Source organism: Longispora fulva (assembly GCF_015751905.1).
GTDB classification, from domain to species: Bacteria; Actinomycetota; Actinomycetes; order Mycobacteriales; family Micromonosporaceae; genus Longispora; species Longispora fulva.
In genome coordinates, this window is record NZ_JADOUF010000001.1 from 4,134,831 (window position 1) to 4,148,676 (window position 13,846).

A 13,846-nucleotide genomic window follows, 5' to 3' on the forward strand; every position below is an offset into this window, starting at 1 on the left:
GTTCCGGCGGGCGGCGCCGCCCGGGCTGGTTCACCGTGCCGCCCGGGAGTAGATCGCGCTCGGGCCGGCGTCCGAAGGATCGTCGGACTCCAGGTCACGGACCGCGACCAGGGTGAACCCGGCACGCTCCAACGCCCGGCACGAGCCCCGGTTGGCGGCCTGCGGAACAGCCACGACCTGGCTCACTTCCGGGTACAGCGCCGCCGCCACCGGCACCGCCGCCCCGATGGCCGCGGCGCCGACGCCCCTGCCGAGCTGGTCGGGCTCGCCGACCAGGTAGTCGAGGCCGGCGGCCCCGGCCAGCCCGACGTCCTTCTCCCAGACCGGGTAGTCGGCGTGCCGGTAGCACTGGACGATGCCCGCCGGCACGCCGTCGACCTCGATCACGAACACCCGGGTGGCGCTGACCCCGTCGACCCTCGGGCCGTACTTGCGCTCCACCGCGTCGAGCGCCGCCGGCACGTTCGGCCACCACGCGCGGACGTGGTCGGCGCGCAGCCACCGCAGCAGGGCGGGGAAGTCGGCGCGGGTCAGAGGCCGCAGCTCAACACTCACCCCGTGAGCTTAGGCGTCCCCGGTCAGGAGCTCAGGTGCTGCACCTCCGCGTAGCTGCGGGCGGAGGCCGTCACCTGCCCGCCGGACCGGATCGCCGCCGCGGTGTCCAGCGCGGCGCTCAACGCCACCCGGAACAGCAGCGAGCCCAGACTGACCCGGGCCACCCCCAGGTCACCGAGCTGCGCCACCGTCGGACCGGTGGGCGCATACAACACATTGAGGGGTACGCCGACGTCCAGCACCAGCGCCGCGATGGTGTCCGGATCGGACAGTCCGGGGACGAACACCCCGTCGGCGCCCGCGGCCTGGTACGCGTCGAGCCTGCTCCGGGTCTCCCCCTCCCGACCGCCCAGCCAGTGGGTGTCGGTGCGCGCGTTGACGAACAGGTCCGGGACGGCCGCCTTCACCGCGGCGATCTTCGCGGCCTGACGGGCCACGGGCACGAGGCCGCCGTCGGCCAGGCCGTCCTCCAGGTTGATCCCGACCGCCCCGGCGTCGGCCAGCTCGCGGGCCACCTCGGCCACCTCGGCCGGGTCGTCACTGAACCCGCCCTCGGCGTCCACACTGAGCAGGAAGCCGGACCCGCCGAGCCGGCGCGCCAGGAGCAGGGTCTCGGCACGGGTCGCGGCGGTGCCGTCCGGCAGGCCGGCGGCGGCGGCCACCCCGAGGCTCGTGGTGCCGATCGCCGCGAAACCCTGCCCGGCCAGGGCGACGGCGGAGGCGTGGTCCCAGGCGTTCGGCAACAGGAGCGGGGTACCGGGTACGTGCAGGTCGGCGAAGCTGGTCATGACGGGTCCCTTCGGGTGGGCGGGGTCAGGTCGCCGACGGCTTCGGCGTAGTAGTCGGAGCCGGAGACGTGGAACGCGAGCTGGCGGAACGTCCAGCCCCGGCCCGGCGAGTGGTCGAGCTGCTCCGGCGTCAGGGCGCCGAGGCGGTTGGCCCAGATCCGGGCGAGCCGGGTGAGACGGCTGCGGGCCTCGTCCAGGTCGATCCGGGTGAACGGGGCGGTGTCGGCGGCGGTGGTCACCATGGAGGCGTGCCAGTGGTCGGGGATCGTCTCCTCGCCGGCCAGGCGGGCCTCGAGCTCGGCGAGGTGGTCAACGAGGTGGTCGGCGACCCGGCGGACCGCCTTGTGCGGGGTGTAGACCCGGTCGTCGACGGGGCGCGGGCGGCCGTCCCAGTGGACCCAGGTCGCGGCAAGATCCAGCACCCTGCCGACCATACCCGTCACGACCTCGGCCGGGTCCCGATCGTCGGTCCCGGGGGCATCCTCGGCTGGCTCGGGCTCCACTGTGACCGGCGTGCCCGCCAGGACGCCTGCGGCCAGGGCCAGGGCATGGGCCCGGCCAGGGCACACGCGGGGCTCCGCGCCGAAGGTCAGCGGCTCCGGGCCGGACCGGGACGGGTCGAAAAGGTCGGGGGCGGTGAACAGCTCCGGGTCACGGTTGGCCGCCGCGATATCCAGGGCCACCAGCTCACCGGCCGCGACCTCCACCCCGCCGATCCTGGTCGCGGCCACGGCGACCCGGCGCATGACCCGGACCGGCGGGTCGTGGCGCAGGGTCTCGCGGAGGAGACCGTCCACGGAGTCCTGACCGGTGCCATCGGCCCGGCGGGTGTGGGCGATGAGGCCGGCGGTGGCGTCGCAGGCCTGGATGAGGAGACCGATCCGGTTGGCGGCGACCTCCAGCGGGTCGGCGTCGGCGGCCTCGGACGCGGTGTTCGCCGTTCTCGGCACGAGCCAGGCCACGGCCGCGTCCGCCGCCGGGTCGTCGCCACCGAAGTACGTGGTCGCTGCCAGGGCCACGGCCTCGGCGACCGCGTCCGGGTCGGACAGGCCGAGAGCCTGCGCGAGGGCGCGCACGACCACGTGGCGTGGATCGAGCCGGGCGTCGGCGTTCGTCGTGGCCGCGCGGAGGGTTGTCGGGTCCAGGCGGGCGAGGTCGGCCTCGACGAGGGCGCGGCGGCGGGCGTGCGCCTCGCCGGTGCTGAACCGGGCGACCGTGGAGCGCAGCCACGCCATCGTGCCGGGCGGGCCGGGCTCGGCGGGCGTCGGGACGAGTGCCGGGTCGGCGAGGGCGGCGGTGACGTCGGCGTACCGGTGGAACGTGATCATGTCGACCACCGTAGGGCCGGGACGCTTCGGCGGTCGCCGAAGTGTGCCGGGGGCATGATGGGGGCATGTCGCTCGCCGAACTCGCCGGACTGCTCGCGGATCCCACCCGGGCCACGATCTGCCTCGCCCTGCTCGACGGCCGGGCGTGGACGGGCATCGAGCTGGCCCGGCTCGCGAAGGTCGCGCCGTCCACGGCCAGCGAGCACCTGACCCGCCTGATCGCCGGCGGCGTCCTGGCCGAGGAGCGCCAGGGCCGGCACCGGTACGTGCGGCTGGCCGGCCCGGAGATCGCCACCCTGCTGGAGGACCTGTCGTCGTTCTCCTCGACGCCGCGCCCGCCGAGGTCCCTGCGCGAGTCCAACCAGCACCGCGCGGAGGCCCGGGCCCGGACCTGCTACGACCACCTCGCCGGCCACCTGGGCGTGGCCGTCGCCGACGCGATGGTCCGCGACGGTCTCGTCACGGACGACACCGGGCTCACGGTCACCGCGTCGGGCGTGGCCTGGCTGGAGCGGCTGGGCATCGCCCTCGCCCCGGGGCGGGGCCGCCGCCCGGTGGTGAAGGCGTGCCTGGACTGGACGGAGCGGCGGACCCACCTGGCCGGCCAGGTCGGGGCGGCACTGTGCGGTACGGCGATGGACCGCCGTTGGGTGGAACGGATCGGCGCGGGGCGCGCGCTGCGGGTGACCCCGGCCGGCCGGGACGCGTTCCGCGAACACCTGGGCATCGACGCCCCGTAGCCGGCGGGTCAGCGGTAGCCGTTGCGGGTGTACGTGAGGCTGAACGTCCCCTCCCCGTTGAAGTACGCCGCCACGAGCTTCGCCGGGTCCGTGGCCAGGAGTCCGCGTGGCAGGTCGGAGCCGTCGTCGTGGTCGTCCCAGCCCCAGGGCGCGTTGGCGGCGTTGTCCTTGCCGTTGTCGCCCCGGAACGTGCCGAACGACGCGAACGTCTCCGCGTTGTTCCGCCGCGCCCACAGGCCGCCCGTGGCGAACACGTCGACCAGTTGGTAGCCGACCGACCGGTCGTTGCCGCTGGTCGGGATGCCGGCGGTGCCGGAGGGGTAGTACACGACGCCGTCGCCGCCCGGGAAGGCCGCGCCGTCCCACGCCTTGAGGCCGTGGCCCTTGGCCTCCTGCCGGGTGGTCGGCCGGGATTGGCCGCCGTAGGACTGCATGAGGACCGGGCCGTCGATGGACTCGCGCCCGTTGGTGTACGGGCTGCCGGCCGGCGTGAACGAGTAGAAGTCGCTGTGCGCGACGGTGACCATGCCCTCGAGCTTCCCGTACGTGCTGCCGTCCCGGCGGATGGCGAGCAGTAGCCCCTCCATGTCGTTCTCGTGCGACTCGCAGAACACGTTGTCGCACCAGTCGCGGGGGTGGTAGAAGGCGTACACGATGAACCAGTGGGTAGAGGTCTCGACCACCGAGTAGGAGACCGTGCCGAGCAGGGGTGACGTCGGCTCGTTCTCCCAGTTGTCCAGGCCGTTCCAGTTGCCGTCGTAGTTCACGGCGGACAGGTAGTCGGCGTCGTAGTCGGAGGAGTCGGTGTCCTGGTAGTGCACCGGGGCCCAGCGCTGGGCGAGGGCGAGGTCGGAGACCTGGGCGGCGGCCGGCGCGGGAGCGGCCAGCGTGGCGGCGAGCAGCAGCACGGGGAGTAGGCGTCGCATGACGCGCACGCTATCGACCGCTCGCAGTCAAGTACATCTATGTTTGGTGAAATCCGGGCGACGGTTGCGAGGATTCTCACTCCCCCGCACCCGCCGCCACCTGGGACGATGTTCCCGTGATCATCGAGGGCGTGTCGATTCCCGACTTCCCGGACGCCGAGCCCCCGCTCCCCGCCCGGCAGTGGCCGATGACCGTCCCGGCCGTGGCGCAGATCTTCCGCGAGGGCCTGACCTTCGACCGGCCGGTGACGTTCCTGGTCGGGGAGAACGGGTCGGGCAAGTCCACGGTCCTGGAGGGCATCGCCGAGGCGTACGGGCTGGACGGCCGCACCGGGCACGCCGGCCGCAGGTACGCCCAGGATGACGAGCCCGGCGTCCTGGGCGCCCGGATGAGGCTGATCCGCACGCGGCAGGGCAGCCGGATGCTCGGCCGGCGCGCGAAGGGCTTCTTCCTCCGGGCGGAGACCGCCTACGAGCAGTTCGTGAAGATGGGGTACGCCACCCCCGACGTCGTCAGCCACGGCGAGAGCGTGTTGCAGGTCCTCGACGGCCGGTTCACCGACGTGGGGCTGTACCTGCTCGACGAGCCGGAGGACGGGTTGTCGTTCAGTTCGTGCCTGCGACTGCTGGCCCAGTTCTCGCTGCTCGTCGAGGAGGGCGCCCAGGTGATCTGCGCGACGCACTCCCCGCTGGTGGCGGCGTACCCGGGGGCGGCCGTGCTGGAGGTCGGCAAGCACGGGATCCGGCCCCGGGCGTGGCGGGACCTGGAGCTGGTGGACCACTGGTCGCGGTTCATGGCCCGGCCGGACGCGTACCTGAGAGGTCTGCTCTAACTCCCAGCCCGTCCCCAGGCTGTTCACAGACACCGCCCCGACGATGGCCCCATGGGACGACGTGGATGGTGGCTGGGGCTGGCGCTGGCGGTGCTGGTCGCCGGGGCGGGACTGTCGGCGGTCCGGGGCCAGGCCTCGGCGTCGACGCCTGCCGCGAGGGACGTGCCGGCGGCATCGGGGACCACCAGCCCGACACCGGCCCCGACGGAGGCGCCGCCCGGGACCCCGCAGCCGGTCGCCCCGGCCCCTGCCCCGCCGGACCTGGTCACGCCCGCGCTCGACGCCGCGCTCGCCGGCTTCGAGGGCACCTTGTCCCTCGCCGTCGTCGACCACGTGCACGGCACGACCACGCTCTACCACGCCGACGACACCTTCCGGACGGCCAGCATCGTCAAGGTGGCCATCCTCGCCGAACTCCTCGACCGCGAGCCGGACCTGTCCGACGACGACCGCGCGCTCGCGTACCAGATGATCACGGTGAGCGACAACGACGCCGCCTCCGACCTGTGGGACGCCATCGACGGCGCGACCGGCCTGACCGACCTGGTCGACCGCCTGGGCCTGGCCCACACCGTGCCCGGCGAGGACGGCGCGTGGGGCGTGACCACCACGACGGCGGCCGACCAGGTCCGGCTGCTCGACGCGGTCACCGGGCCGGGGCTGTTGGCGACGCTGATGTCGGAGGTGAACCCCGACCAGCGCTGGGGGGTGACCGCCGCCGCCCGGTCCGGGGAGTCCGTGCTGGTCAAGGACGGCTGGATGAACTGGGACGACGTGGACGGCACCTGGTCGGTCAACAGCATCGGCCGGATCACCGGGCCCGGGGTGGACGTCACGATCGCCGTGCTGTCGACGGGCAGCACGGCGGAGGAGGACGGGATCGCGGCCGTGGAGAAGGCCGCGACGGCGGCCCGAGCGGCGGGCGGCTGGTGAGAACGCCCGGCTGACCCGGGGTCACATCCATCCGACCGCAATTCATGCAGGTGCATAAATTGTGGGTGCATGCGCGCCCGGCGGCCCGGCGCTCCGGCGGCACAGCCCGTTCACAGGTTTCGCACAGCGGGGCCACAGTGCCTGTGGGCACAATGCGACTATGACAGCACCCGACCCCCGGCGGCCGGACGGCGAACCGCCCCGGGTCCTGGTCGTCGACGACGAGCCGACCCTGGCCGACCTGCTCACCATGGCCCTGCGCTACGAGGGCTGGCAGGTCCGCTCCGCCCCCGACGGCTCGACGGCCGTCCGGCTGGCCCGGGAGTTCCGCCCCGACGCCGTGGTCCTCGACATCATGCTCCCGGACCTCGACGGCCTGGAGGTGCTCCGCCGCCTCCGCAACGACAAACCAGATATTCCAGTACTTTTCCTGACAGCTCGCGACGCCGTCGAGGACCGGGTCGCCGGCCTGACCGCCGGGGGCGACGACTACGTGACCAAGCCGTTCAGCCTGGAGGAGGTCGTCGCCCGGGTCCGGGCCCTGCTCCGCCGCGCGCTGCTGCACACCGCGCGCACCGAGGCCCTGCTGGTCGTCGGGGACCTGACCCTCGACGAGGAGTGCCGGGAGGTCCGCCGGGCCGGCGAGGAGATCACCCTGACCGCGACGGAGTTCGAGCTGCTGCGCTACCTGATGCGCAACCCGCGCCGGGTGCTGTCGAAGTCCCAGATCCTCGACCGGGTGTGGAACTACGACTTCGGCGGGCAGGCCAACGTGGTCGAGCTGTACATCTCCTACCTGCGGAAGAAGGTCGACGCCGGCCGGCCGACGATGATCCACACGATGCGCGGGGCCGGGTATGTCCTCAAGCCGGCCGACTAGAACGTGGTCGCTGCGGGCCCGGCTGCTCGCGGGCCTGGTGGCGCTGCTCGCCGTGGCCTGCCTCGTCGTCGGGGTCACCACCACGCTCGCGCTGCGGACGTTCCTCGTCGGCCAGCTCGACCAGCAGCTCGTCGCCGCCGGGCACCGCTCCGCCGCCGGGGCCGGCCGGCCGCCGCCCCAGGACCCGTCCCGGCCGACGCCGCCGCCCGGGCTGGAGTTCCTCCTCGGACCCGGCCAACCCGTCGGCACCGTCGGGGCGCGGGTGGTCGACGGCCGGGTCACGGTCGCCGGGGTCCTGGCAGCCGACGGCACGGTCACGGCGATCCCGGTGGACCGGCGCGCCCCGTTCGCCAACGTCGCGACCGACGACCGGCCGCACGACGGCCACCTGCCGGAACTCGGCGGCTACCGGCTGATCGCCGAACCGACCCGGGTCGGCGACACCGTGGTCACCGGGCTGCCGCTGTCCGGGGTGGACGCCACCGTGTGGCGGCTGGTCGCGGTGGAGAGCGCGGTCGCGGTCGCGGTGCTGGTCGCGGCCGCTCTGGCGGGTACCGGGGTCGTCCGGCTCGCCCTGCGCCCCCTGCGCCGGGTCGCCGCCACCGCCGGCCGGGTCGCGGAACTCCCCCTCGACCGGGGCGAGGTGGCGCTGTCCGAACGCGTCCCCGACACCGACCCGCGGACCGAGGTCGGCCAGGTCGGGGCGGCGCTGAACCGGATGCTCGACCACGTCGGCACCGCGCTGCAGGCCCGGCAGGCCAGCGAGACCCGGGTCCGGCACTTCGTCGCCGACGCCAGCCACGAGTTGCGCACTCCCCTCGCGGCCATCCGGGGGTACGCCGAACTCACCCGACGGGGCCGCGACCAGGTCCCCGAGGACATCGCGTACGCGCTGAGCCGGGTCGAGTCCGAGAGCGCCCGGATGACGGCCCTCGTTGACGACCTGCTCCTGCTGGCCCGCCTCGACGCCGGCCGCGACCTCGCCACCGGGGAGGTCGACCTGTCCCGGCTCGCGGTCGACGCCGTCAACGACGCGCGGATCGCCGCCCCCGGCCACCGGTGGACCCTGGACCTGCCGCCGGAGTCCATCACGGTCACCGGCGACGGCCCGCGCCTCCACCAGGTACTCGCCAACCTGCTCTCCAACGCCCGCACCCACACCCCGCCCGGCACCCTGGTCACCACGACCCTGGCTGTGCACGCCCCCGACGGCCCGGCCTCGACCGCCCCGCCCGCCGGGCCCGGACGCCGGCCCCGGACCGGCACGGTGACGCTGTCGGTGGCCGACGACGGGCCCGGCATCCCCGAGGGCCTGGAGGTGTTCGAACGGTTCGCCCGGGGGGACAGCTCCCGGTCCCGGGCGGCCGGCAGCACCGGACTGGGCCTGGCCATCGTCACCGCCGTCGTCGCCGCGCACCAGGGCACGGTCGAGGTCACCAGCCGGCCCGGCAGCACCACGTTCACGGTCCGGCTGCCCTCACAGCCGGGGCACAGCCCGGACACAAGCCCGGCATAGCCGCCGCCGCCAGGGTGGCCGGATGAGACTCCTCCGCACCCGGTGGCCACTGCTGCTCCTGCTGCTTGGCACCGCGGCCCTGTACCTGTGGGGCCTCGGCGCCTCCGGCTGGGCCAACTCGTTCTACTCCGCGGCGGCCCAGGCCGGGTCGCAGTCCTGGAAGGCGTGGTTCTTCGGCTCCCTGGACTCGGCCAACGCGATCACCGTGGACAAGCCGCCGGCCTCGCTGTGGCTGATGGGCCTGTCGGTGCGGCTGTTCGGACTCAGCGCGTGGAGCATCCTCGTGCCCCAGGCCCTGCTCGGCGTCGGCACCGTCGCCGCTCTCTACGCGACGGTGCGCCGGACGGCCTCGTGGCGGGCCTCGGTCGCGGTCTCCGGCGACGGTCGCCCGGACCGGGTGTCCGGCGAGGTCGCCGGGCTGGTCGCCGGGGCCGTCCTCGCGCTGACCCCGGTCGCGGCGCTGATGTTCCGGTTCAACAACCCCGACGCGCTGCTCGTGCTGCTCCTGGTCCTCGCGGCGTACACGACCGTCCGCGCCGTCGAGCGCGGCTCCACCTGGTGGCTGGTCGCCGCCGGGGCCTTCGTCGGCTTCGGCTTCCTGACCAAGATGCTCCAGGCGCTGCTGGTCCTCCCGGCCCTCGCCCTCGGCTACCTCCTCGCCGCCCCGGTGCGGATCTGGCGACGGATCGGGCAGCTGCTCCTCGCCGGGGCGGCGCTCGTCGTGTCCGCCGGGTGGTGGGTGCTGGCCGTGGAGCTGTGGCCGGCCGGGTCGCGGCCGTACATCGGCGGGTCGCAGCACAACAGCGTGCTCGAACTGACCCTCGGCTACAACGGGTTCGGCCGGCTCACCGGCGAGGAGACCGGGAGCGTGGGGGGCGGGCAGGGGCGCGGCTGGGGCAGTACCGGCTGGGACCGGATGTTCGGCACCGACATCGGCGGCCAGATCGGATGGCTACTGCCCCTGGCACTGTTGTTCCTGGTCGTGGGGCTCGCGGTGACCTGGCGGGACCGGCTGTCGCGGGCCGGGTTCGTGGTCTGGGGCGGCTGGCTGCTGGTCACCGGCGGGGTGTTCAGCGCCATGCAGGGCATCTTCCACCAGTACTACACGGTCGCCCTCGCCCCGTCGGTCGGCGCGCTGGTCGGCATGGGCGGGGCGGTGCTCTGGGCCCGCCGGTCCTCGTGGTGGGCGACGGCGGTGGCCGCGGCGGGCGTGGCCGGCTCCGCCTGGTGGGCGTTCGTCCTGCTCGGCCGGAGCGCGGCCTTCCTGCCCTGGCTGCGCCCGACGGTCCTGGTCCTGGGCATCGCGGCGGCCTTGGCGCTCCTCGTCTCCGGGCTGCTGTCCGCCGGGGTGCTGGGCACCGGCGTCCCGCGCGGCCGGAACGCCGCGTCCGGCCCACCCGCCAGTGACATCCGCGTCCTGCCCACCGCCACCGTTCAGGAGTCGAACGATTCGACCGGTGAACCGACCCTGGATCCGGACGCCGACGCACGGCCCGGAACGGGATCCGGTCCCGACGGACGGCCCGGAACGGAGTCCCGTCCCGGGGTGCGGCTCGGGGCCCGGCTCGCGATGCCGGCCGCCGTCGCCGGTCTGGTCGCGGTGCTCGCCGGGCCGGCGGCCTACGCACTCGACACGGTCGGCACCCCGCACACCGGTGCGATCGTGACGGCGGGGCCGGCGGTGGCGGGCGCGCGGGGCGGTCCGGGCGGCTTCCCCGGCGGGCCCGGGGCTCCGGGCGGTGGCGCGGGCGGACCCGGGGCAGCTCCGGGCGGCGGGGCCGGTGGTCGGGGCACCGGCGACGGTCGGGGAGGCGCGGCCTTCCCCGGCGGGTCCGGGATTCCGGGCGGAACCAACGGCCAGGGCGTCCCGCCGGGCGGCACCGGGCGGACCGACAGCCAGGGCCTCCCCGGCGGGCAGGCCGCTCCGGGCGGGCAGGGCTTCCCCGGCGGCGCGGCCGGTGGGCGCGGCGGCATGGGCGGACTGCTCGGCGGGCGCGAGCCCAGCGCCGCGCTGGTGAGCCTGCTGGCGGCGGACGCCGACCGCTACACCTGGATGGCCGCGGCCGTCGGGGCCAACAACGCCGCGTCCTACCAGCTGGCGACGCAGCGGCCTGTGATGGCCATCGGCGGCTTCAACGGCAGCGACCCGGCCCCGACGCTCGCGGAGTTCCAGAAGTACGTCGCCGAGGGCCGGATCCACTACCTCCTCGGCGGCGGGGCCGGCGGGATGGGCGGGGCGGGCAGCGCTGGCGGGGCGGGCGACTCTGCTGGTGGCATCGGCGGGATGGGTGGCTCGATGGGCGGCAGCAGCGCCTCGCGGGAGATCACCGCGTGGGTGGCGGCGACGTTCACCGCGACGACCGTGGACGACACCGTGGTCTACGACCTGACGTCACCCCGGTGATCCCCAGCGCTCCGGTCGGACCCGACCGACCGGAGCGCGCCCTGGCGGGATCCCTGCGGAACGGGTGGAGCCGGCCGGTCCGGACCTGGCCGAACGGCAGGTCCCGGTCATCCGTGCGGCGCGCCGGACCGGCCACTGCGGTCGGACCCATCAGCCGTTCGGCTGGCGGGAACACTCACAGGATCCACATAGGATTGCCGGAACCACACGGGGGGACGGCGATGACGGACAGTTTGACGGCACAGGTGCTGCGGGTCACCGACAAGCTCGCGGCGGCCCGGCGGCTGCCCGGTGCGGCGAAGGTGCCCGGGGCCGACAGCCACGGCTTCCACCTCGGCCCGCCACTGCCGGAGTCCGAGGTGGCGGCGTTCGAGGGCCGACATGGCGTGCGTCTGCCGGCGGAGTACCGCGCCTTCGTCACCCGGGTCGGCCACGGCGGTCCCAGCAACCTCGGCGGGGCCGGCCCGTACCACGGCCTGCTCCCGCTGGACCGGTGGGACGACGCGCTGGAGGAGCCGGCTACCGACGAGGTGCTGGCCACCCCGTTCCCGATGGATCCGGACTTCGCCTACCGGGACTGGTGGGGCGAGATGGGGCTCGGCGTCAAGGACGAGCCGTTCACCGGCGCGCTGGCCCTGAGCCACGAGGGCGAGGGCTACCTGTGGGTCCTCGTCGTCACCGGCCCGGCCCGGGGCCGGATCGCCAGCACGTACTTCGACGGGACGGGCCCGCACCTGTCCCCCGCCCCGGACTTCCTGTCCTGGTACGAGCACTGGTTGGACACCGTTCTCGCCGGTTAGCCCCGGTTCATAGCTCCCGCACAGCGGCGGCACACGCCCGGCACAGCCCCCGACGGGACCGTCAGGGCATGACGATGCCCCCCGCCGCCGTACTCGACGTCGTGATCCCGGTGTACAACGAGGAGGCCGATCTGGCCCCGTGCGTCCGCCGGCTGCACGCATTCCTCGCCGGGGCGTTCGCGTTCCCCTGCCGGATCACGGTCGCCGACAACGCGAGCACCGACCGCACGCCCGAGGTGGCCGCGGCCCTCCGCGACGAGCTCTGCGTCCACTATGTCCGGATCGAGGCGAAGGGCCGCGGGCGGGCTCTCAAACAGGTCTGGCTGGCCGCCGAGGCCCCGGTACTCGTCTACATGGACGTCGACCTGTCCACCGATCTGGCCGCCCTGCCGCCCCTGGTCGCCCCGCTGCTGTCGGGGCACTCGGACCTGGCGATCGGCAGCCGGCTGTCCCGGGGGGCGCGGGTGGTCCGGGGCCCGAAGCGGGAGTTCCTCTCCCGGGCGTACAACCTGCTGCTGCGCGGGACGCTGGCCACCGGGTTCTCCGACGCGCAGTGCGGGTTCAAGGCGATCCGCCGCGACGCCGCCCGGGAGCTGCTGCCGCTGGTCGAGGACACCGGCTGGTTCTTCGACACGGAACTGCTGGTGCTGGCGGAGCGCTCCGACCTGAGGATCCACGAGGTACCGGTCGACTGGGTCGACGACCCCGACAGCCGGGTGGACATCGCGGCGACGGTCCGGGCCGATCTGGCGGGGATCATCCGACTGGTCCGGCACCTGCGCGACCTGCCGTTGGGCGAGCTGCGTGCCCGGTTGGGCCGGGCCCCGCTGGACCCGCCGGGGGTGCCGCTCGGGCTGACCCGGCAACTGGTCCGGTTCGCGGCGGTCGGCGCGCTGAGCACCTTCGCCTACCTGCTGCTCTACGCCCTGCTGCGGCCCGGCCTGGGCGCGCAGGCCGCGAACCTGGCCGCCCTGGGCGTGACGGCCGTGGCGAACACCGCGGCGAACCGGCGGCTCACGTTCGGCATCTCGGGGCTGCGGAACGCCGCCCGGCACCAGGCCCAGGGGTTCGCCGTGTTCCTGCTGTGCCTGGCCCTGACCAGCGGGGCTCTGGCCGGCCTGCACGTCGCGTCGGGCACGCCGCCAAGGTCGGTGGAGCTGACCGTCCTGGTCGTCGCGAACCTGACGGCCACGGTCCTGCGCTTCCTGCTGCTCCGCGCCTGGGTCTTCCGCCCGGCTCCGGCCCCCGCGACCGCCCGGGTCGACGGCGAGCCGGCTCCCGGGCCGGGCCCGGCCGGTCAGCACATCCCGGAGGTCACGCCCAGCACCCGGGAGCCGTCGAGGTCGGCGAGCTTCACGCCGACGAACTCCCGGGCCCGGTCCGACGTCTGGTAGCGCAGCGCCGGGGCCTCGCTCTCGACCACCGACAGCACGACGGCCGCCACCTCCTCGGCGCTCTGCGCGGCGGCGAACGCGGCCTCGGTCCTGGCCACGTACCGCTCCAGGACCGGGCGGTAGTCGCCCATCCCGGCGAGCAGCGCAGCCCGGTCGGTGACGGCGTTGGCGACGAACTCCGTGGCCACCGCGCCGGGCTCCACGAGGGACACCCGCACCCCGAACTGGGCGGCGACCGGCGCGAGGCTCTCCATCATGCCCTCGACGGCGAACTTGGCGGCGCAGTACGCCTCGTTGAAGGGCTGGCCGACGACCCCGCCGACGCTGGACACCGTGACCAGCCGCCCCCGGGACGCGCGCAGGTGCGGCATGGCCGCCTTCGTCATCCGCACGACGCCGAGCAGGTTGACGTCGAGGACGGCCTGGAAGTCCTCGACCGAGTCGGTCTCGACCGTGCCGACGTGCCCGGCCCCGGCGTTGTTGACCAGGACGTCGATCCGGCCGTGGTCGCGCAGCACGCCGGCGATCAGCTCGGCGACGGACTCCGCGGAGGTGACGTCGAGCGCCCGCACGTCGGCGACGTCCGCCAGCTCCCCGGCCCGGGACGTGTCGCGCATCGTGGCGACGACCTGGTGACCGGCGTTCGCGGCCTGAAGGGCGAGCGCCCGGCCGATGCCGGTCGAGGTGCCGGTGATCAGGACGACGTTACCCATGACAAACCCCTTAGTTGATGGCCATGATGGTTATCC

Annotated in this window: 13 protein-coding genes; 8 read left to right on the plus strand and 5 right to left on the minus strand. The window is 74.5% G+C overall.

Annotated features, from left to right (window positions below; translation table 11 throughout):
- Positions 1-30: 30 nt before the first annotated feature.
- From IW245_RS18300 to IW245_RS18310, 3 genes are read right to left on the minus strand one after another with little or no spacing between them, the layout of a single operon-like run.
- On the minus strand, positions 31-555 hold the full coding sequence (locus tag IW245_RS18300) for a GNAT family N-acetyltransferase (RefSeq protein WP_197004395.1): 525 nt from the start codon (positions 553-555) through the stop codon (positions 31-33).
- A gap of 23 nt (positions 556-578) precedes the next feature.
- Entirely contained in the window at positions 579-1,343 is a 765-nt protein-coding gene (locus IW245_RS18305) for an isocitrate lyase/PEP mutase family protein (RefSeq protein ID WP_197004396.1), read from the minus strand.
- Positions 1,340-2,671 carry a cytochrome P450 gene (locus IW245_RS18310; RefSeq protein WP_197004397.1) on the minus strand — a complete coding sequence of 444 codons (1,332 nt, stop codon included), beginning with the start codon at positions 2,669-2,671 and terminating at the stop codon, positions 1,340-1,342. The genes IW245_RS18305 and IW245_RS18310 overlap by 4 nt, the downstream gene beginning before the upstream one ends.
- 65 nt (positions 2,672-2,736) lie before the next feature.
- Between IW245_RS18310 and IW245_RS18315 the strand changes: the two genes are divergently transcribed.
- Entirely contained in the window at positions 2,737-3,411 is a 675-nt protein-coding gene (locus IW245_RS18315) for an ArsR/SmtB family transcription factor (RefSeq protein ID WP_197004398.1), read from the plus strand.
- An 8-nt stretch (positions 3,412-3,419) separates the two neighbouring features.
- Here IW245_RS18315 and IW245_RS18320 read toward each other — a convergent pair whose 3' ends face one another.
- Positions 3,420-4,337, minus strand: coding sequence for a hypothetical protein (locus tag IW245_RS18320; protein WP_197004399.1), 918 nt, complete (start codon positions 4,335-4,337; stop codon positions 3,420-3,422).
- Positions 4,338-4,453: 116 nt separating this feature from the next.
- Here IW245_RS18320 and IW245_RS18325 point away from each other — a divergent pair, with 116 nt between their 5' ends.
- From IW245_RS18325 to IW245_RS18355, 7 genes are all read left to right on the plus strand, one after another.
- Positions 4,454-5,170: an AAA family ATPase gene (locus IW245_RS18325; RefSeq protein WP_197004400.1), complete on the plus strand. Its 717-nt coding sequence runs from the start codon at positions 4,454-4,456 to the stop codon at positions 5,168-5,170.
- A gap of 51 nt (positions 5,171-5,221) precedes the next feature.
- Complete coding sequence (locus IW245_RS18330) at positions 5,222-6,103, plus strand: serine hydrolase (protein ID WP_197004401.1); 882 nt, start codon at positions 5,222-5,224, stop codon at positions 6,101-6,103.
- A 160-nt stretch (positions 6,104-6,263) separates the two neighbouring features.
- Positions 6,264-6,983, plus strand: a complete 720-nt coding sequence (locus IW245_RS18335) for a response regulator transcription factor (protein ID WP_197004402.1) — start codon at positions 6,264-6,266, stop codon at positions 6,981-6,983.
- Positions 6,961-8,499: a sensor histidine kinase gene (locus IW245_RS18340; protein ID WP_197004403.1), complete on the plus strand. Its 1,539-nt coding sequence runs from the start codon at positions 6,961-6,963 to the stop codon at positions 8,497-8,499. The genes IW245_RS18335 and IW245_RS18340 overlap by 23 nt, the downstream gene beginning before the upstream one ends.
- A gap of 22 nt (positions 8,500-8,521) precedes the next feature.
- Positions 8,522-10,903 carry an ArnT family glycosyltransferase gene (locus tag IW245_RS18345; protein WP_197004404.1) on the plus strand — a complete coding sequence of 794 codons (2,382 nt, stop codon included), beginning with the start codon at positions 8,522-8,524 and terminating at the stop codon, positions 10,901-10,903.
- A gap of 221 nt (positions 10,904-11,124) precedes the next feature.
- Positions 11,125-11,703, plus strand: a complete 579-nt coding sequence (locus tag IW245_RS18350) for an SMI1/KNR4 family protein (protein ID WP_197004405.1) — start codon at positions 11,125-11,127, stop codon at positions 11,701-11,703.
- 68 nt (positions 11,704-11,771) lie between these two features.
- Entirely contained in the window at positions 11,772-13,097 is a 1,326-nt protein-coding gene (locus IW245_RS18355; RefSeq protein WP_197004406.1) for a bifunctional glycosyltransferase family 2/GtrA family protein, read from the plus strand.
- Here IW245_RS18355 and IW245_RS18360 read toward each other — a convergent pair.
- On the minus strand, positions 13,001-13,810 hold the full coding sequence (locus tag IW245_RS18360; protein WP_197004407.1) for an SDR family NAD(P)-dependent oxidoreductase: 810 nt from the start codon (positions 13,808-13,810) through the stop codon (positions 13,001-13,003). The genes IW245_RS18355 and IW245_RS18360 overlap by 97 nt on opposite strands.
- Between the last annotated feature and the right edge of the window lie 36 nt (positions 13,811-13,846).

Bases quoted from the DNA above. Each gene is read 5' to 3' on its own strand.
- IW245_RS18350 (WP_197004405.1), top strand. From the start codon at position 11,125: ATGACGGACAGTTTGACGGCACAGGTGCTGCGGGTCACCGACAAGCTC.
- IW245_RS18345 (WP_197004404.1), top strand. From the start codon at position 8,522: ATGAGACTCCTCCGCACCCGGTGGCCACTGCTGCTCCTGCTGCTTGGC.
- IW245_RS18335 (WP_197004402.1), top strand. From the start codon at position 6,264: ATGACAGCACCCGACCCCCGGCGGCCGGACGGCGAACCGCCCCGGGTC.
- IW245_RS18310 (WP_197004397.1), bottom strand. From the start codon at position 2,671: ATGATCACGTTCCACCGGTACGCCGACGTCACCGCCGCCCTCGCCGAC.
- IW245_RS18355 (WP_197004406.1), top strand. From the start codon at position 11,772: ATGACGATGCCCCCCGCCGCCGTACTCGACGTCGTGATCCCGGTGTAC.
- IW245_RS18320 (WP_197004399.1), bottom strand. From the start codon at position 4,337: ATGCGACGCCTACTCCCCGTGCTGCTGCTCGCCGCCACGCTGGCCGCT.
- IW245_RS18305 (WP_197004396.1), bottom strand. From the start codon at position 1,343: ATGACCAGCTTCGCCGACCTGCACGTACCCGGTACCCCGCTCCTGTTG.
- IW245_RS18360 (WP_197004407.1), bottom strand. From the start codon at position 13,810: ATGGGTAACGTCGTCCTGATCACCGGCACCTCGACCGGCATCGGCCGG.
- IW245_RS18315 (WP_197004398.1), top strand. From the start codon at position 2,737: ATGTCGCTCGCCGAACTCGCCGGACTGCTCGCGGATCCCACCCGGGCC.
- IW245_RS18330 (WP_197004401.1), top strand. From the start codon at position 5,222: ATGGGACGACGTGGATGGTGGCTGGGGCTGGCGCTGGCGGTGCTGGTC.
- IW245_RS18340 (WP_197004403.1), top strand. From the start codon at position 6,961: ATGTCCTCAAGCCGGCCGACTAGAACGTGGTCGCTGCGGGCCCGGCTG.